The 17,713-nt window shown below is 64.5% G+C and carries 16 protein-coding genes; 5 read left to right on the forward strand and 11 right to left on the reverse strand.

The genetic code is table 11. The features are described from left to right. Positions 1-9: 9 nt before the first annotated feature. From XH79_RS05605 to gltX, 8 genes are all read right to left on the reverse strand, one after another. Positions 10-867 carry a carbohydrate ABC transporter permease gene (locus XH79_RS05605; protein WP_271580996.1) on the reverse strand — a complete coding sequence of 286 codons (858 nt, stop codon included), beginning with the start codon at positions 865-867 and terminating at the stop codon, positions 10-12. Next, on the reverse strand, positions 860-1,783 hold the full coding sequence (locus tag XH79_RS05610; RefSeq protein ID WP_271580997.1) for a carbohydrate ABC transporter permease: 924 nt from the start codon (positions 1,781-1,783) through the stop codon (positions 860-862). The genes XH79_RS05605 and XH79_RS05610 overlap by 8 nt, the downstream gene beginning before the upstream one ends. Next, positions 1,780-3,066 (reverse strand): ABC transporter substrate-binding protein, encoded by a 1,287-nt coding sequence (locus XH79_RS05615; protein WP_271580998.1) that lies wholly within the window; start codon positions 3,064-3,066, stop codon positions 1,780-1,782. The genes XH79_RS05610 and XH79_RS05615 overlap by 4 nt, the downstream gene beginning before the upstream one ends. 60 nt (positions 3,067-3,126) lie before the next feature. Continuing rightward, entirely contained in the window at positions 3,127-4,305 is a 1,179-nt protein-coding gene (locus tag XH79_RS05620) for an ROK family transcriptional regulator (protein ID WP_271581133.1), read from the reverse strand. A gap of 126 nt (positions 4,306-4,431) precedes the next feature. Next, positions 4,432-5,136: a hypothetical protein gene (locus tag XH79_RS05625; protein ID WP_271580999.1), complete on the reverse strand. Its 705-nt coding sequence runs from the start codon at positions 5,134-5,136 to the stop codon at positions 4,432-4,434. A 99-nt stretch (positions 5,137-5,235) separates the two neighbouring features. Further along, entirely contained in the window at positions 5,236-5,643 is a 408-nt protein-coding gene (locus XH79_RS05630) for a GFA family protein (protein ID WP_271581000.1), read from the reverse strand. 211 nt (positions 5,644-5,854) lie between these two features. Continuing rightward, on the reverse strand, positions 5,855-7,159 hold the full coding sequence (gene gltA / locus XH79_RS05635; protein WP_018642295.1) for a citrate synthase: 1,305 nt from the start codon (positions 7,157-7,159) through the stop codon (positions 5,855-5,857). Positions 7,160-7,304: 145 nt separating this feature from the next. Beyond that, positions 7,305-8,732 carry a glutamate--tRNA ligase gene (gene gltX, locus XH79_RS05640; protein WP_271581001.1) on the reverse strand — a complete coding sequence of 476 codons (1,428 nt, stop codon included), beginning with the start codon at positions 8,730-8,732 and terminating at the stop codon, positions 7,305-7,307. A gap of 144 nt (positions 8,733-8,876) precedes the next feature. Here gltX and XH79_RS05645 point away from each other — a divergent pair, with 144 nt between their 5' ends. Further along, positions 8,877-10,553: a glutamine--tRNA ligase/YqeY domain fusion protein gene (locus tag XH79_RS05645; RefSeq protein WP_271581002.1), complete on the forward strand. Its 1,677-nt coding sequence runs from the start codon at positions 8,877-8,879 to the stop codon at positions 10,551-10,553. A gap of 7 nt (positions 10,554-10,560) precedes the next feature. Continuing rightward, on the forward strand, positions 10,561-10,947 hold the full coding sequence (locus XH79_RS05650; RefSeq protein WP_271581003.1) for a nuclear transport factor 2 family protein: 387 nt from the start codon (positions 10,561-10,563) through the stop codon (positions 10,945-10,947). Here XH79_RS05650 and glnA read toward each other — a convergent pair whose 3' ends face one another. Beyond that, positions 10,948-12,378: a type I glutamate--ammonia ligase gene (glnA, locus tag XH79_RS05655; protein ID WP_212336053.1), complete on the reverse strand. Its 1,431-nt coding sequence runs from the start codon at positions 12,376-12,378 to the stop codon at positions 10,948-10,950. A 128-nt stretch (positions 12,379-12,506) separates the two neighbouring features. Further along, positions 12,507-12,689, reverse strand: a complete 183-nt coding sequence (locus XH79_RS05660) for a hypothetical protein (RefSeq protein WP_026311880.1) — start codon at positions 12,687-12,689, stop codon at positions 12,507-12,509. A 256-nt stretch (positions 12,690-12,945) separates the two neighbouring features. Between XH79_RS05660 and XH79_RS05665 the strand changes: the two genes are divergently transcribed. Beyond that, entirely contained in the window at positions 12,946-13,317 is a 372-nt protein-coding gene (locus XH79_RS05665) for an SPW repeat protein (protein ID WP_212336054.1), read from the forward strand. A gap of 65 nt (positions 13,318-13,382) precedes the next feature. On the opposite strand, the gene XH79_RS05670 is transcribed toward XH79_RS05665, so the two are convergent. Then, positions 13,383-14,711: an MFS transporter gene (locus tag XH79_RS05670; protein WP_212336055.1), complete on the reverse strand. Its 1,329-nt coding sequence runs from the start codon at positions 14,709-14,711 to the stop codon at positions 13,383-13,385. Between the two features lie 386 nt (positions 14,712-15,097). Here XH79_RS05670 and XH79_RS05675 point away from each other — a divergent pair, with 386 nt between their 5' ends. Together XH79_RS05675 and XH79_RS05680 are read left to right on the forward strand one after the other, a co-directional pair. After that, positions 15,098-15,331, forward strand: a complete 234-nt coding sequence (locus tag XH79_RS05675; RefSeq protein WP_212336056.1) for a DUF2171 domain-containing protein — start codon at positions 15,098-15,100, stop codon at positions 15,329-15,331. A 98-nt stretch (positions 15,332-15,429) separates the two neighbouring features. Then, positions 15,430-17,712: a ComEC/Rec2 family competence protein gene (locus XH79_RS05680; RefSeq protein WP_271581004.1), complete on the forward strand. Its 2,283-nt coding sequence runs from the start codon at positions 15,430-15,432 to the stop codon at positions 17,710-17,712. Position 17,713 lies beyond the last annotated feature (1 nt).

The following is a 17,713-nucleotide window of genomic DNA, read 5'->3' on the forward strand; positions in this document are numbered from 1 at the left end:
GCAACTCCATCATTTCACGGCGCCGGCGGTGAGGCCGCGTACGAAGTACTTGCCGCCGATCAGATAGATCAGCAGGGTCGGCAGGGCGGCGATCATCACCGCGGCGCTTTGCACGCCATGCTGAGGGATATCGGCGACCGCGGCCGACAGCGCGATCAGCGCGGCGGTGACCGGCTGCTGCTGACCGGTGGTGAACGTCACGCCATAGAGAAACTCGTTCCAGATATGCGTGAACTGCCAGATCACGGTGACGACCAGGATCGGCGGCGAGAGCGGCAGGATGATGCGCCAGAAAATGCGAAAGAACCCCGCGCCATCGATACGCGCGGCTCTGATCAGCTCCTGCGGGATGGCAACGTAGTAGTTGCGGCAGAACAGGGTGGTAAAGGACAGCCCCTGGATCGTGTGGATCACGACCAGCCCCGTCAGCGTGTTCATCAGGCCGGTGTCGCGCAGTACGATGGTCCAGGGCAGAAGGCGCATCTGCTGCGGAAGGAAGATGCCGAGCGTGACGATACCGTAGATCCAGCTATCGCCGCGGAAGCGCCAGAGCGAAACCGCGTAACCGGCGACTGCGCCAAGCAGGGTGGAGAAGATGGTGGCGGGAATGGTCACGAGCGCGGAGTTCAGCATGTACGGCCGGATTCCCGCGCACGTCTCGGCGACGCAGAAACCGCTCCAGGCGGCGGCGTAGTTGCTCCAGGCCAGATGTTGCGGCCAGCCGATCATCGAGCCCTGTGCGATCTCCTCGTTGGTCCGGAGCGAGTTCAGCACGACAACAGCCAATGGCGCGAGCCATGCTGCCGCGATCAGCGAGACGATGAGATAGATCAGGATCCGGCCCGGGGCGAAGGTGTGCTCACGCATGGATCGCCCGCCGCCGCTGGACATAACGCCACGCTGCATACGGCAGCAAGACGGCGAGAAGAATGAGCAACATGAGGACTGCCGCCGCCGCTCCCCGTCCGAGCAGGCTGCGCTGGAACATCAGGTCATAGACGACGAGGGCCGGCAGCTGGGTCGCGATTCCGGGCCCGCCATTGGTGAGCGCGCGGACGAGGTCGAAGGTCGAAATCGCGAACTGCAGCTGGATGACGATGACGGTGATGGTGATCGGCCAAAGCGTCGGCAGGATGACGCGCCGGTACATTCGGATCGGTCCGGCGCCGTCGATCTGCGCGGCCTTGATCAGGTCCGCATCGACCGAGCGGAGGCCGGCGAGGAAGAGCGCCATGGCAAAGCCCGAGGATTGCCAGATCGCGGCGATGACGATGGTCCAGATCGCCATGTCACGGTCGATCAGCCAGTCGAACCGGAAGGAGGTCCAGCCGAGGTCGTGGACCAGCTTCTGGATGCCAAGGCCGGGATTGAGCAGCCAGCTCCAGACCGTGCCGGTGACGACGAACGACACCGCCAGAGGATAGAGGAAGATGGAGCGCAGTACGTTCTCGCCGCGAATGCGCTGATCGAGCAGGATGGCAAGGATCAGGCCGGTCGCCAGGCTCAGCAACACGAAAGCGCTGCCAAACAGCAGCAGATTGTCGAGGGCGATCTGCCAGTTGCGCGATGCCGCGACCGCTGAATAGTTGCGCAGACCCACCCAGCCCGTAACAGGGACCAGAGTGGATGGTGTGAACGATATCCAGATCGTCCACAGCGAGAACGCAATGAGATGCGCGGCGGACAACAGCAGCGGCACCCAGATCGTCAAATATTCGGGCAGCCGGCGGACCATTTCAGAAGCCGCCGGCCGGCCCGGTCTCGTCGAGACGGCGATGGTCAACGTGCGCTCTCGACGGCGTCGGCGAGGCGTGTGGCCGCCTGCTCCGGCTTGATGGTCTTGTTCTTCACGTACTCCGTGATCACGTCGTTCATCGCGGCGGTCATGCCGTTTTCCTGCGCCATGTTGTGCGCAAGACTGAGGACGGCCTGATTGCTGGCGATCGCGTCTTTGAGAGCTGCTGCGGTCCGCCGTTGGCCGTCCGACCAGCCTTCGCCGGACAGATCGACATCGGTGCGCACCGGGATCGATCCCGTGATCTGCGAATACATGGTCTGGATCGCCGGATCCATGACGAGCTGGGCCATCAGCGTCTGGCCGGCTTGCAGGTCCGCCTCCTTGCGCTGCCAGAAGATGAAAGCATCGGCATTCAGCAGGAAGACCGGCTTGCCATTGTCGCTCGGGCCCGGGGCGATCACGAAGTCCTCGAACTTGAAGCCGGCGTTGCGCAGCACGCCTTGCGCCCAACCGCCCATGATCATCATGCCCATGTCGCCGTCGACGAAGCGCTTCAGGTTGGTGGAAAAGTGCTGGGCGCCGACGTTGGGGTCCATCCAGTCGGCGATCTTGCGGACCTGCACGAACGCAGCCTTGATCTCGGGGCCCTCCAAGGCCTTTTTCTCGAGATTCATGATCGCTGCGCGGTACGCGGTCGGGCTGATGCCGGCGAGAGAGGCCTCGAACTTCTGCCCGTCGTCGGGGCGGGTGCCGCCGTTGGCGACGGGATAGGCGACGCCGCCCGATTTCATTTTTTCGGCGAGATCGTTGAACTCGGCCCAGGTGACGGGGATCTTGTCGGCCTTGGCCTTGTCCATCGCGCGTTTGGAGAGGAACAGCATGTTGGTGCTGTAGATCTGCAGCGGCAGCGCGATCCACTTGCCGGCCGGCCTGTGCAATTTGGCAAGGTCGGGCGCGACGACCTTTTCGTAACCGGCGGCCGCGACGACCGCGTCGAGATCGACGGTCGGGGCGATCTTCGACCAAGCCGCGATCTCCGGGCCCTTGAGCTGCGAACAGGCCGGCGGATCGCCGGCGATGATCTGGGCGCGCAGCTTGTTCATCATCTCGGTGGTGAAGCCGGGGACCGGCGAGTGCTGCCAGACCCCGCCTTTCTCCTCGAACTTCTTGCCGAGTGCCGTGATGGCCGCTCCGTCGCTGCCTGCGGACCATTGCGAGATCGCGGTCAAGCGTGGCTTGACCGCGCCTTGGGCACGGGCAAAGGACGGCAGCGCGAGCGCGGCAACGGATCCAGCGAGCAGACGACGCCTTGTTGTTGTGATCGGCATGGCAGTTCCTCCCGGTGTGAACTTTCGTGGCGCGTGCAGACGGCGCGGCTTTAGGGCATGTCAGGCAGCCTCCGTCGATGCGGCGGGCATGCCGCCGCTTCTGGCGAGGCAGAAGGCGGCGAAGGCAAGCGCGGCCTGCGGATCGTTGCCGGTCGAGGGCGGCACGAAGGCGAGGGACACTTGCGCCAGTTTGCGACCGCCCAGCAGGCAGGCGTCGATCCCCTCGACCACGGCCTTGCGTTCGTCCTCGGCGAGAAGCGACGGCCAGCCGCTGATCGCGACCCCGCCGCAAGGCTTCACGTTCAGCGTGTTGCCGATTGCAAGGCCGAGCCGGAACAGCCGCCGGCGCAACTCCTGGCGAACGCGCGATGAGAGCGGGATGGTGTTGACCCATTCGTGGCCGAGCTGAAGCAACTCGGTTTCGGAAACGCCAAGAAGATCGGCCAGGGCCGGCAGCGACGTGTAGGCCTCGACGCAGCCATGATGTCCGCAGCGGCAGCGCGGTCCATCCGGACCGAACACCATGTGGCCGAGCTCGATCGGCTGCAGGGCATCGCCTTCGGCCGGATCATCCATCCAGGCGCCGGCAACGCCTTGGCTCACAAGGACGAAGAGATGCGTATCGCCGAACGGATAGTTTTCCGTGCGACAGCGGTGAAAGGTGGCGTGCGCGACGACCGAATTGGTGAATTCAATCGGCACGCCCGCGAACGTCGCGCCGAGCATGTCGCCGATGCGCCCGACATCGCAGGGAATGATCGGATTGGCCGATATGCTCAACCGGCCGAGGCCTGGAATCGAGACGCCGATCTGCGCGAGGGTGATGCGGCGGCGGCGCGTCCAGTCGCGCAGCAATGTCATCGCCTCGCGAAACACCCGCCCGACGGACTCGACGGTCGGCGTTTTCGGCAGCGGTACACGCTCGGTGTAGTGCAGCTCGCCCGACAGGCTGCCAACGCCGACGCTGAGCCGCTGAGCGCTCAGCTCGAAAGCGGCGAGCGCCACCGAGCCATCGAGTGCGACGAGCGCCGTGGGGCCGCCGACGTAAGGGGCAGGGCGCCGCACTTCCTCGATCAGGCCTTCGGCCTTGAGGTCGAACAGGATGCGCGACAGGCTCGCTTCGGACAGGCGAACGGCCTTCGCCAGCGGCGGGCGAAACGAGCCGCCCGACTGAAGCAGATGAGTCAAAATGGCGGCGCGCGTCTGCCGCCGACTTCTCGGCTGCTCCGGCATTTCCATCCCTGTCGTCATTCTTACTTAGTGTAAGAATTTGCGCGCTGAGCGTTTCGACTGTCAAGCCTTTGCCGACGTGAGGCGGCGACTTGTTGTTGTGCGCGGCAGCAAAGGCGGAGAGAGTGACGCCACTCAGGACAGACGCGCGACGTCGACGATGATCCGTTTGCGGTTGTCGGGATCGACGAGGACAGGCAACTCGACCCCAGCGGCGGTGCGGCTCTTGCGTCGGCTTGAGCTGCTGAACGACATGCGCGTGACCGCGTCCCAGGCGGCTCCGCCGTTCGGGTCGTTCACCGCGACGGCGATGTCCCACGTCCCGCCCGTTGCACTGCTCGGTTGCACTTCACGCGCGCTCAGGACCTTCGCTGTCGTCGGAACCAGGCCGAGCGCGGCGGCGCCGCCAGCCAGCGCAATCTCCGTCTGCTGCGGCGTGAGCCCATAGATCAACGCCGGCGAGGACGCAGCATGTTCTATCTCGCGCCAGACGCGGGGAGACGGGCGACAACCCGGCGTGTCGGCTTGCTCCTCGCCACGCAGATCTGCCGCCAGCTTTTCGGCGACTTCGCGCCCGGTCGGCACCCGATCCCATTCGATCCTGAACCGCGTGGGATCGGCGAGGTCCACGGTCAGAGGAAGCATCATCCCGGGACGCGGCCATTTCGCCTTGGGAACGTCGTAGCCGCTGTATTGCACGGCAGCCGCCGCGAGGCGCTCCGCAGTCACCACCCCGTCAATGTCGCATCTGGGATGAAGCACCATCTCGCCGGCGGCATCGGGGAAGGGCGAACAGGCCACGACCTGCAACAATCCGTTGACCGGGTTCGTGATCCGCATCCGCTTGTCCTGCGCTCCGCTTGCTCTGTCGGACCCTGCCAAACAAAAACGGCGCCATCGTGAGAGGGCACCGTTTCGGACCGCTCGCTGTTTTGCGGATCATGGGGCGGCTGGCGGCGTGCCTTCCGGCCATTCCGGCAACTCAGCCTTCGGGTCGTACCAGTTGGCGGCGTCCGATCGCCAGATGTGGACCTCGGGCCGTTCTGCGATCGGTGTGTCCAGGCAACCCATTCGAAGCAGGACCGTGCTCTTGCCGTCGCGCGCGGCGACGATGTGCGATCCGCATTGCGAGCAGAAATAGCGGGTCTTGCCGGGTGAGGATTCGAAGCCGCGCAGCAGCTCTTCGCCCTTGGTCCAGCGAAAGCGATCGCGAGGGACATTGGTGACGGTGGAGAAGGCGGAGCCGTGCTTCTTGCGGCAGGTCCGGCAATGGCAGTGGACGATCATGCTCGGGGCGGCGTCGACCTCGTAGGCAACGCCTCCGCAGAGGCAGCTTCCGCTCAGCATCAGGGTGTCCTTTCCATTGGAGGCCGTAGGGTGGATTAGCCGAAGGCGTAATCCACCAGCTTTGTCGCCGCGCGAGAAGTGGTGGGGTGGGTTAGCCGAGCAGATGCGCTTCGCGCATCTGCAGGGCTAACCCACCCTACGAGGTCAGGGCACAAATAAAAACGGCGCCATCGTGAGATGGCGCCGTTTCGAAAGCCGTAATGGCCGGTTCTTACTTGCGATCCTTGATCGGCACGTAATCGCGCTTGGTGACGCCGGTGTAGAGCTGGCGCGGACGGCCGATCTTCTGCTGCGGGTCCTCGATCATCTCGCTCCACTGGCTGATCCAGCCGACGGTGCGGGCGACCGCGAACAGCACGGTGAACATCGAGACCGGGAAGCCCATCGCCTTCAGCGTGATGCCCGAATAGAAGTCGACGTTCGGGTAGAGCTTGCGGTCGATGAAGTACTGGTCGCTGAGCGCGATCTTCTCGAGCTCCATCGCCACCTTCAGCATCGGATCGTCGCCATGGCCGGTCTCCTTGAGCACGGCGTGACACATCTTCTGCATGATCTTGGCGCGCGGATCGTAGTTCTTGTAGACGCGATGGCCGAAGCCCATCAGGCGGACTTCGGAGTTCTTGTCCTTCACCTTGGCGATGAATTCGGGAATCTTGTCGACCGTGCCGATGTCGTAGAGCATGTTGAGCGCGGCTTCGTTGGCGCCGCCATGCGCCGGGCCCCAGAGGCAGGCGATGCCGGCGGCGATGCAGGCGAACGGGTTGGCACCCGAGGAGCCGGCGATGCGCACCGTCGAGGTCGAGGCGTTCTGCTCGTGGTCGGCGTGCAGGATGAAGATCTTCTCCAGCGCGTCGGCGAGAACCGGGCTGACCTTGTAGTCCTCGCAAGGCACCGCGAAGCACATGTTCAGGAAGTTCTCGGCAAAGCCGAGCGAGTTCTTCGGATACACGAAGGGCTGGCCGACGGTGTACTTGTAGGCCATCGCGGCCAGCGTCGGGATCTTCGCGATCATGCGCATGGAGGCGATCATGCGCTGCTTGGGATCGTTGATGTCGGTGGAGTCGTGGTAGAACGCGGCGAGGGCGCCGACCGCCGCCACCATGATCGCCATCGGATGGGCGTCGCGGCGGAAGCCCTGGAAGAAGCGGGCCATCTGCTCGTGCACCATCGTGTGATGGGTCACGCGGTAATCGAAATCCTTCTTCTGCTCAGCGGTCGGCAGGTTTCCGTAGAGCAGGAGGTAGCAGGTCTCCAGGAAATCGCCGTGCTCGGCCAGTTGCTCGATCGGGTAGCCGCGGTATTCCAGCACGCCGGCATCACCGTCGATATAGGTGATCTTGGACTGGCAGCTCGCGGTCGAGGTGAAGCCGGGATCGTAGGTGAACAGACCGGACTGGCCGTAGAGCTTGCCGATATCGACGACATCGGGCCCGACGCTGCCGCTGAGGATCGGGAGATCGTAGTTCTTGTTTCCGACCGTCAGCGTGGCGGTCTTTGGGCTTTCTTTAGCGTCCATCAGAGGTCCCCGATGTGTGGTGAAACGGGCCGGACCCGGAAGGCCCCGATGAGATGCCGGGGCAGGCCGGATGTTCCAGAAGGTACGGGGGAGATGGGTATATTATTGCTGTGTGCGCTGCAAGATCATGGCAGCCATGGCCTACCTACGTCGTAGACTGATCCTTGAGCCGCCCCAGGCTTTCCTGGCGTCCCAGCACGTCCAAAACCTCAAATATACCAGGCGATGTCGTCCGCCCGGTCAGCGCCGCCCGCAAGGGCTGGGCGACCGCGCCGAGCTTGAGACTATTTTCCTCGGCAAAGGCGCGCAGCGCAGCTTCCGCGCTGGCCGCACTCCAAGTCTCGACTTTCTCCAGCGCGGAATGAAGCTGGCCGATCAGCTTGCGGTTCTCGGGCGTCAGCAGCGCCTGTGCCTTGGGATCGAGCTGCAGCGGCCGGTCGGCGAAGATGAAATAGGCGCCGTCGATCAGCTCGAGCAGCGTCTTGGCGCGCTCCTTCAGGGCCGGCATGGCCTTGAGAAGCTGCGCCCGCGTGGTGTCGTTTAACTTCGCCTTAATCTCGTCGCGGCTGGGCACGACGTGGTCGAGCACGTCCTCGAACATCCTCACGAGTGATTGATCGTCGGCGTGACGGATGTAATGGCCGTTGAGGTTTTCCAGCTTGGCGAAGTCGAAGCGGGCGGCGGCCCGGCCGACGCTGGCGAGGTCGAACGCTTCGATCATCTCCTCGGTCGAGAAGATCTCCTGATCGCCATGGCTCCAGCCGAGGCGGACAAGATAGTTGCGGAGCGCGGCCGGCAGGTACCCCATGGCACGGTAGGCATCGACGCCGAGCGCGCCGTGCCGCTTCGACAGCTTCGAGCCGTCCGGGCCGTGGATGAGGGGGATGTGCGACATGCTTGGCAGCGCCCAGCCCATCGCGTCGTAGATCTGCTTCTGGCGGGCGGCGTTGATCAGATGGTCGTCGCCGCGGATGACGTGGGTGACGCCCATGTCGTGGTCGTCCACCACCACGGCGAGCATGTAGGTCGGATTGCCATCGCCGCGCAAAAGCACGAGATCGTCGAGGTTCTCGTTCTGCCAGACCACGCGGCCCTGGACCTGGTCCTCGATCACGGTCTCGCCGGTCTGCGGCGCGCGCAGGCGGATGGTGGGCTTGACGTCGCTCGGCGCCGTGGCCGGGTCGCGGTCGCGCCACATGCCGTCATAGAGACGGGTGCGGCCCTCCGCGCGGGCCTTCTCGCGCATGGCGGCGAGCTCCTCCGCCGTGGCGTAGCAGCGATAGGCCTTGCCGTCGGCGAGCAGCTGCTCGGCGACCTCGCGGTGGCGGGCGGCGCGGCTGAACTGGTAGATGACCTCGCCGTCCCAGCCGAGCTCGAGCCACTTCAACCCGTCGAGAATGGCGTCGATCGCCGCCTCCGTGGAGCGCTCCCGGTCGGTGTCCTCGATCCGGAGCAGCATCTTGCCGCCATGCTTCTTGGCGTAGAGCCAGTTGAACAGCGCCGTGCGGGCGCCCCCGATATGGAGGAAGCCGGTCGGCGAGGGGGCAAAGCGGGTGACGACGGAATCGGTCATTCTTGGCAGGGCCTATGCATTGGAGGCGGTGGTGTATAGCAGGACCGGAGCATAACTAAAGCCCGACGGCGGACGGCTGAAGGCCTTGGCGCGGCCTCCCGAATTTGGCAGAAGGACCGCTGATTTCCCTACAGGATTTTCGTAATGACAGAACCGGTGGCACCTGAGGTTGGGCGCGATTTCATTCGTGACATCATCCAGGCCGACCTCGATCAGGGCAAGTACAAGGAGATCGTGACCCGGTTCCCGCCGGAGCCGAACGGCTACCTGCATATCGGTCACGCCAAGTCGATCGCCCTCAATTTCGGCATCGCCCAGGAGTTTCCGGGTCGCTGCCACCTGCGCTTCGACGACACCAACCCGGTCAAGGAAGAGCAGGAGTACATCGATTCCATCCAGGCCGACGTGCGCTGGCTCGGCTTCGACTGGGGCAAGAACCTGTTCTTCGCCTCCGACTATTTCGACCGCCTGTACGAATGGGCGGAGAAGCTGATCCGCGACGGGCTCGCCTATGTCGACGACCAGACCCAGGAGGAGATCCGCACTTCGCGTGGCTCGCTGACCGAGCCGGGCAAGAACTCGCCGTTCCGCGACCGGAGCGTGGACGAGAACCTCGACCTGTTCCGCCGCATGAAGGCCGGCGAATTCCCCAACGGGGCGCGCGTGCTGCGGGCGAAGATCGACATGGCCGCGGGCAACATCAATCTGCGCGACCCCGTGCTGTACCGCATCCTGCATGCGCATCATCCGCGCACCGGCAACGCATGGTGCATCTATCCGAGCTACGACTATGCCCACGGCCAGTCGGACGCCATCGAAGGCATCACGCACTCGATCTGCACGCTGGAGTTCGAGGACCACCGGCCGCTCTATGACTGGTTCATCGAGAAGCTGCCGGTGCCGTCAGAGCCGCACCAGTACGAGTTCGCGCGGCTGAACCTGACCTACACGGTACTGTCCAAGCGCGTGCTGACCCAGCTCGTCCGCGACGGCCACGTCGCCGGCTGGGACGATCCGCGCATGCCGACGGTGGCGGGGATGCGCCGCCGCGGCGTGCCGCCGGCGGCGCTGCGTGAATTCGTCAAGCGCATCGGCGTCGCCAAGGCCAACAGCGTGGTCGACGTCGGCATGCTCGAATTCTGCATCCGCGAGGAGCTGAACCGCACGGCGCAGCGGCGCATGGCGGTGCTCAAGCCGCTCAAGGTCGTGATCGAGAACTACCCGGAAGGGCAGACCGAAGAGCTCGAGGCGATCAACCATCCCGACGACGCTAGCGCCGGCACGCGCAAGATCACGTTCGGCCGCGAGCTCTATATCGAGCAGGACGACTTCATGGAGAACCCGCCGAAGAAGTTCTTCCGCCTGTCGCCGGGCAACGAAGTGCGGCTGCGCTATGCCTATTTCGTCAAGTGCACCGGCGTGATCAAGAACGAGGCAGGCGAGGTGGTGGAATTGCGCTGCACCTACGATCCCGCGACCAAGGGCGGCAATGCGCCCGACGGCCGCAAGGTCAAGGCGACCATGCACTGGCTGCCGGCGGCGGCGTCGAAGCCGGCGGAGATCCGCATCTACAACCAGCTGTTCTCCAATCCGAGCCCGGACGCCTCGAACTTCGCGGCCGATCTCAATCCGAATTCGCTGGAGATCCTCTCCGATGCGCGGATTGAGGCTTCCGTGGCCGAGAGCAATTCGACGGAGCCGATGCAGTTCGAGCGCCAGGGCTATTTCGTGCGCGACAAGGACTCGACGCCGGGCAAGCCGGTGTTCTCGCGCACCATCGGCCTGCGCGACACGTTCGCGAAGGAAGTGGCCAAGGGCTGAGGCGGACATGAGCAGCGAAGCCGACGCCATCGTTTCCGTCATCATCGCGAAATGGTGCGCCGGCTTCGCGACGCTCGACGCGGCGGCGCTGTCGTCGCTGTATTCGAAAAACGCGTTCTTCTTCGGCTCCAACCCAAAACTCTATCGGGGCCGGGACGGCGTCGCCGATTATTTCAACGGCCTGCCGCGCTGGCGCAAGCCGAGCGCGGTGTTCTCCGAGGTGAACGCAGCGCAGGCCGGCCCTGATCTGATCAACATGGGCGCGACCATCTCGTTCGATCTTGCGGGCGAGCGGGACGATCTCGTCGTCAAGATGAGCTGGGTCATCATCCGCGAGGACGGTGACTGGAAGATCGTCAATCACCACGCCTCGTCGAAGGCGCCGCTGATCTAGCTAGATGTCGTAATACAAATGGAACTCGTAAGGATGCGGTCGCAGCCGGATCGGGTCGACCTCCTTCTTGCGCTTGTAGTCGAGCCAGGTTTCGATCACGTCGGCGGTGAAGACGTCGCCGCGCAGCAGGAAGGCGTGATCGCGCTCGAGCGCGTCGAGCGCCTGATCCAGCGATCCCGGCGTGGACTTCACCTCCTTCGCCTCCGCAGGTGGGAGGTCGTAGAGATTCTTGTCGATCGGGCTGCCAGGATCGATCCGCATGTCGATACCGTCGAGACCGGCCATCAGCATCGCGGCGAAGGCCAGGTAGGGATTGCAGGACGGATCGGGTGAACGAAACTCGACGCGCTTGGCGCGCGGATTCGGCGAATACATCGGGATCCGGCAGCAGGCGGAGCGATTGCGCTGGGAGTAGACGAGGTTGATCGGAGCTTCATAACCCGGCACCAGGCGCCGGTAGGAGTTCGTGGTGGGCGCGCAGAGCCCGCACAACGCCCAGGCGTGGCTCAAAAGCCCGCCGATATAGTAGCGCGCGAGCTGGCTCAGCTCGGCGTAGTCGCCCTTGTCGTAGAACAGATTGGTCTCGCCCTTCCAGAGCGACTGGTGAACGTGCATGCCCGAAGCGTTGTCCTCGAACAGCGGCTTCGGCATGAATGTCGCGGTCTTGCCGTGCTGATGCGCGGTGTTCTTGACCACGTATTTGTAGATCATCAAATTGTCGGCCATGCGGGTCAGCGTGGTGAAGCGCATGTCGATCTCGTTCTGGCCGCCGGTCGCGACCTCATGGTGATGGGCTTCGATCTGGATCCCCAGAGATTCCATCGTCATCACCATTTCGGTGCGTAGCGCCTGCATGCTGTCGGTCGGAGGAACGGGAAAGTATCCCTCTTTCGGGCGCGGCTTGTGACCGAGATTCGGTCCTTCATCCGTGCTGGTGTTCCAGCTGCCTTCGCTGGAGTCGATCGCGTGCATGGCGAAGTTGATGCCCTGGCCGTAGCGGACCTCGTCGAAGACGAAGAACTCGGCCTCCGGGCCGAAATAGCTCGTATCGGCACGCCCGGTACCCCCAAGGTAGGTTTCGGCCTTCTGGGCGATGTAGCGGGCATCCCGGCTATAGGATTGGCCGGTCACGGGGTCGCGGATGTTGCAGATGAGAACCAGCGTCTTGGCCGGACTATAGGGGTCGACGAAGGCCGTCGTCGGATCCGGGACGACGAGCATGTCGCTTTCCTGGATCTCCTGGAAGCCGCGGATCGATGAGCCATCGAATCCAATGCCCTCATTGAGTGCATCGGCATTCACCGCGCTCGGCGGGACGGAAAAATGTTGCCACACCCCTGGCAGGTCGGTGAACCGCAAATCGATCATCTGGACTTTCTCGTCCGTGATCGCCTTCAGGAGGTCTTCGGCTGTCGTACATTTCGCAACCATGGCTTCGCTCCCAGGTCAGCGTCCCGAGATCGCGTAGCCGTTCGGCCGCAACCTAGCGGCTCGCGACGGACTGTGGTCCACGTTCGGCGTTGTCGCCGCAGTCAGGCAAGCTTTCCGCGCGCCGGCAGTCAGCTTTGGTGTGGCCCGCGCATCATCTTCATCGCATCTTCGATGTGCCGCCAGGTTTTTGCCAATTCGAGCTCGCCCTTCTGCTCGAGGTCGATGGCGTTTTGAGCGGCTTCCGCAATGGCCTTGGGGCCATGGGCTTCCAGCAACTGCCGCGCATAGTCGTGGATTTCCATTTCTCGCATGGCGTCATCTCCCTCTGCTCCGGGCGCGAACTTCCGCGGCACCGGGAACGGTCGACATTGACACCTGTCAAGCGGCGACAGTCTGCATCCGGGTGCGCCGCACTCGCAAGGGCCCTCTCCGGGCATGGGCGGCCTGGCTTGGACGCCGGCTCTGGACCGGCCTTGGACCGGCGCTCGCGGCAACACAACGCAGGCCGGACGGATGGTTCATCACCGGTGCGCTCCCCATATGAACACCAGAAGGGAGGTGAGCATCATGCGCATCCAACATTGGCAAGACGCTGCCAGTCTGTTGGTGGGCATATGGCTGGTCCTGTCGTCCTTTGTCCTCGGCTTATCCGGGGCGGCGGTCTGGATCACCATCGCACTCGGGCTAGGCGTCATGCTGTTTGCCGTGGAAGCCTTTGTCATCCCGTCCGATCTAGAAGAATGGGGCGAAATGCTGCTGGGACTGGCTCTGGTGGCGGCTCCCTGGTCCGTCGGCTACGAGTCCGCATCCGCCACGGTCAGCAGCGTCGTGTCCGGCCTATTGGTGATCTTGCTCGCTGTCTGGGAATTGATGACCGATCGCAACTTCAGTGCCTGGTGGCACGATCACTGGCCTCACTGGCCTCACCGCGCCGGCTGAGGCGAGAAGGTTGCCGGCTCTTCTCCGACCGCCATCGTCTGGCGGCCGGAGGAGAGGCGATCACGTTACGATGCGGTTCTGGGCTCGACCGGTTGCCAGATGCTGATCTTGCGCGTCTCCGGCATCAGGAACAGCGCGAGCAGGAAGCACACCGCGGGGACCGCAATCGGGTAGATCAGCGCGTAGCCTATGCTTCCGGTCGCCGCGAAGGCCGCCGACGTGATGAACGGCACCAATCCGCCGCCCCAGCCGTTGCCGATGTGATACGGCACCGACACCGACGTGTACCTGATCCTGCCGGGAAAGAATTCCGCCAGGAACGCACCGACCGGCCCGTACACCATCCCGACGTAGCAAACGAGGATGAAGATGATGAAGATCGCGGTCGGATAGTTGATGTTGCCGGGCTGCGTGACCGCTCCCAGCCATAGATACAGCGGATAGTACGTGATCGCGGCGAGCAGCATGCCGCCCAGGATGACCGGCTTGCGGCCGATCTGATCCGACAGCCAACCGAAGAAAATCAGGCTCGGTGTGGCAATCAGCAGCGCTGTACCCACGATGTAGGCGGAGGTCAGCGCGTCCACCTTGGAGACCTGCTGCAGGAAGTACAGCGCCCAGAACTGACCGCTGTACCAGACCACGCCCTGACCGATCAGGACCACAACGGCAATCCCGATGTATTTGATGTTCGAGCTCAGGAAGGCCTCCTTCCAGGGGTTCCTGGTCATCTGCCCGCGAGCCTTGATCTCCTGGAAGATCGGCGTCTCCTGGAGCTGGAGACGGATATAGATGGCGATGGCGACCAGCAGGAAGGACACCAGGAACGGAACGCGCCACGCCCATTCGTCGAAGGCCTGATTGCCGAACCAGGTCCGTGTCAGGATGATCACGGCCAGGGACACGACGATGCCGAGAGTTGGCGAGGTCTGCAGCCAGCCGGTGTAGTAGCCGCGCTTGTCGTCCGGAACATGCTCTGCGACATAGGTGATGGCGCCGCCATATTCGCCGCCCAGACACAGACCCTGGATCATGCGCAAGCCGAATAAAAGGAACGCCGCCGTCAGACCGATGGACTGGTAGGTCGGGATCAACCCGATTGCCCCGGTGCCCAGTCCCATTCCGCTCAGCGTGATGAGGAACGTATATTTTCGTCCGACCCTGTCGCCCATCCATCCAAAGAGGAAGGCTCCCAGCGGGCGGATCAGGAAGCCCGCAGTGAACAGCGCAATCGTGCTGAGGAGGGCTGCAACCGGGTGGGACTGCTCGAAGAACTTGACCGACAGAACTGCGGCCAGGCTGCCAAAGATATAGAAATCATACCATTCGATGACGTTTCCCACCGACGCAGCAACAATCACGCGACGAAAATCGCTCGGTACTTGAACTGCCATGTGCTGCTCCTATCGAATTCAAACGCTACTCCTGGCGCTCTTCAGCGCCCATTCGCTCGCGGAGTACGTTTGGTGCGCGTCGCCACAGGCGAAAATTGCGAGTTGCGTCCGCAACGCCTAATCTCAGGGAGGCCTGAGCCATCTGAGAAGAGCTCCAGCGGTCACTTCGGTACCGCGAGCTATCACGACCTGCCCGTCTGCCGGGGAGGCGGTGAAGCAGTGTAATCCCGCCGGGGCTGGCGTCTTATGAGACTTTCGGCTCAATCGATCTAAATCGAGGCTGATCCGTCCTGAGATGGAACGGGCGCCCATCGTGCCGGGCAGTTTTGTCACGAACGAACGGAAAAGCCTCTCAGGCGTTGTGTGGGTCCAACCAGGAGCCCACTATGCAGAACATCGCAGAGCATATGGAAGTCATCGGCGCCGACGGCGTCCATGTCGGCACGGTCGACCGCGTCGAGGGCAACCGCATCAAGCTGACGAAGAAAGACAGCGGCGAGGGCAGCCACAAGGGCCATCATCACTTCATCGACAAGGGCCTCGTCGCCGGTGTCGAAGGCAACAAGGTCCGCCTGTCGGCCAAGGCGGCTGTCGCCGTGACGATGGAAGAGGAAAAGTAGGGCGCATCCCTCTTCGTTCCTGGTCTGTACCGCTATTCGGCCTCCTGCACGTTCCGGTAGCCTCTGCGCCTGTCGCGTATCTCAGGGGTTGCTAGGGAATGGCGGAGCCGGGCCGGCCGCAGCGTGTCTCGCAAGGGATCGCAGGAACCTGGCCGGCGGGCCGCACCGCGTCGGCGGGCGGCTTTGCACCGGTAGGCTTTGGTGCCTGGCCCGCGCTCGTCGAGACGCTGCGCCAATGGGCCAGCGCCGAGGCCGGCGCCGGGCGGCTGTTGCCGTGGGTGCCCATCGCTCTCGGCAGCGGCATTGCGCTCTACTTTGCGGCCGATCACGAGCCGGTGCTGTGGGTGACCGCCGCGACGGCTATCGCGCTGATGCTCGGCGCCGTCCTGTTGCGGCGAAGCCGGCTGTTTGCGCCTGCGCTTCTGATTGCGGCGGTCGCGGCCGGCTTTGCCATCGCGACCTGGAAGACGGCGCGCATCGCGCACACCGTTCTGGCGAAACCGCTCTATTCGGTGTCGTTGTCGGGCTTCGTCGAGACGCGCGACATCCGCGAGCGCACCGATCGCTTCGTGCTGCGCGTCACCGCGATGGAGGCGCAGCGCAGCGACGTCAAGCTCGAGCGCGTGCGCCTGTCGGTGCGCAAGGGGACCGCGCCCGAGGTCGGCAGCTTCGTGCAGCTCAAGGCGCGGCTGATGCCGCCGATCTCGCCGGTGCGCCCCGGCAGCTATGATTTCTCGCGCGACATGTTCTTCCAGGGCATCGGTGCCTCCGGCTTCGTAATGGGCGCGATCACGGCTGCAGTGCCGCCGGATGCCGGCGGCTTGCGGCTGCGCTATGCCGCCTTCATGCAGGGCCTGCGCGATGCGATCGATGCGCGCATTCGTGCCACGCTCGAAGGCGACAACCGCGCGATCGCGACCGCGCTATTGACCGGCCGGCGTGATGCGATCACTGCGCCCGTCAATGACGCGATGTTCGTCTCGGGGCTCGGCCATGTGCTGTCGATCTCGGGCTATCACATGGCGGTGGTCGCCGGCGTCGTGTTCTTCGCGGTACGCGCGCTGCTGGCCTTGATCCCGGGACTGGCGGTCGGCTTTCCCATCAAGAAATGGTCGGCGGCCGCGGCGCTGGTTGCCGCGGCGTTCTATCTGCTGCTGTCGGGTGCGGAGGTCGCGACGCAACGCTCGTTCTTCATGACCGCGGTGGTGCTGATCGCGGTCATGGTCGATCGCCGCGCCATCACGTTCCGCACGCTGGCCGTGGCCGCGCTCATCGTGCTCGCGGTCGCGCCGGAGGCGCTGGTTCATCCGAGCTTCCAGATGTCGTTTGCGGCAACGCTCGGGCTGGTGGCGCTGGTGCAGATCGGCATGCCGAACCTGTTTGCCTCGCCCGACCATTCCGCGACCGCGCGCATCGCGCTGTGGGGCGGCCGCGAGATCGCGATGCTGTTTCTTGCTTCGCTGATCGCGGGGCTTGCGACCACGCCCTATGCCGCCTTCCACTTCCACCGGGTCACGCCGTATGGCGTGCTCGCCAATCTCGGCGCGATGCCGGTGGTCTCGGCGCTGGTGATGCCGGCCGGATTGTTGGGCCTGCTGGCCGCTCCCTTCGGGCTCGATGGCGTGTTCTGGTGGCTGATGGGCTTCGGCATCGACTGGATGGTCGCGGTGTCGCGCTGGGTGGCGGCGCTGCCGGGCGCGGTCGGGCGCATCCCGGCGTTCGGCATCGCGCCGCTGATCGCGGCCAGTCTCGGCATCATTGTCATGGGCCTCTTGCGCACGCCGTTGCGCTGGTCCGGCGGGCTGGTGCTGCTGGCGGCGATCCTCTGGGGCCTGTCGGCGCGGCCGCCGGACGTCCTGATCGCCGGGGACGGCGCGAGCGTCGCGGTGCGGGGCAGGGACGGGCACCTCCACATGATCCGGGCGAGCAAGGACAGCTTTCTGCTGAAGGAGTGGCTGGCTGCCGACGCCGATCCGCGCGATGCGGGCAGTGCCTCACTGGCCGACGGCGTGTCGTGCGACGAGGCCGGCTGCGTGACGCCGCTCGCCGACGGTCGCCTCGTCGCGCTGGCTTTGCGCATCGATGCACTCGCGGACGATTGCAGCCGCGCCGCGCTGGTGGTGACGGCCCGGCCCGCTGCGCCGGATTGCGCGGCGATGGTGGTGGATCGGCAGCGTCTCGCCGCGCAGGGCGCGCTCGCGCTGACGCGGCGAGGCGACGGCTTTGCGGTCCAGGCCGTGAAGACTGGAGGCGCAGACCGCCCGTGGGCACCGGCAACCGCCGGCGAGGGTGATTACGGCGCGAGCCTTGCGCCGCCGGCGCCGGCTTCCCGCAGCCGGGATGCGACGCCGTCCGAGGCCGATATGCAGGCTGAGGATTGAG

This window comes from Bradyrhizobium sp. CCBAU 45389, from assembly GCF_028128625.1.
Lineage (GTDB): Bacteria > Pseudomonadota > Alphaproteobacteria > Rhizobiales > Xanthobacteraceae > Bradyrhizobium > Bradyrhizobium liaoningense_B.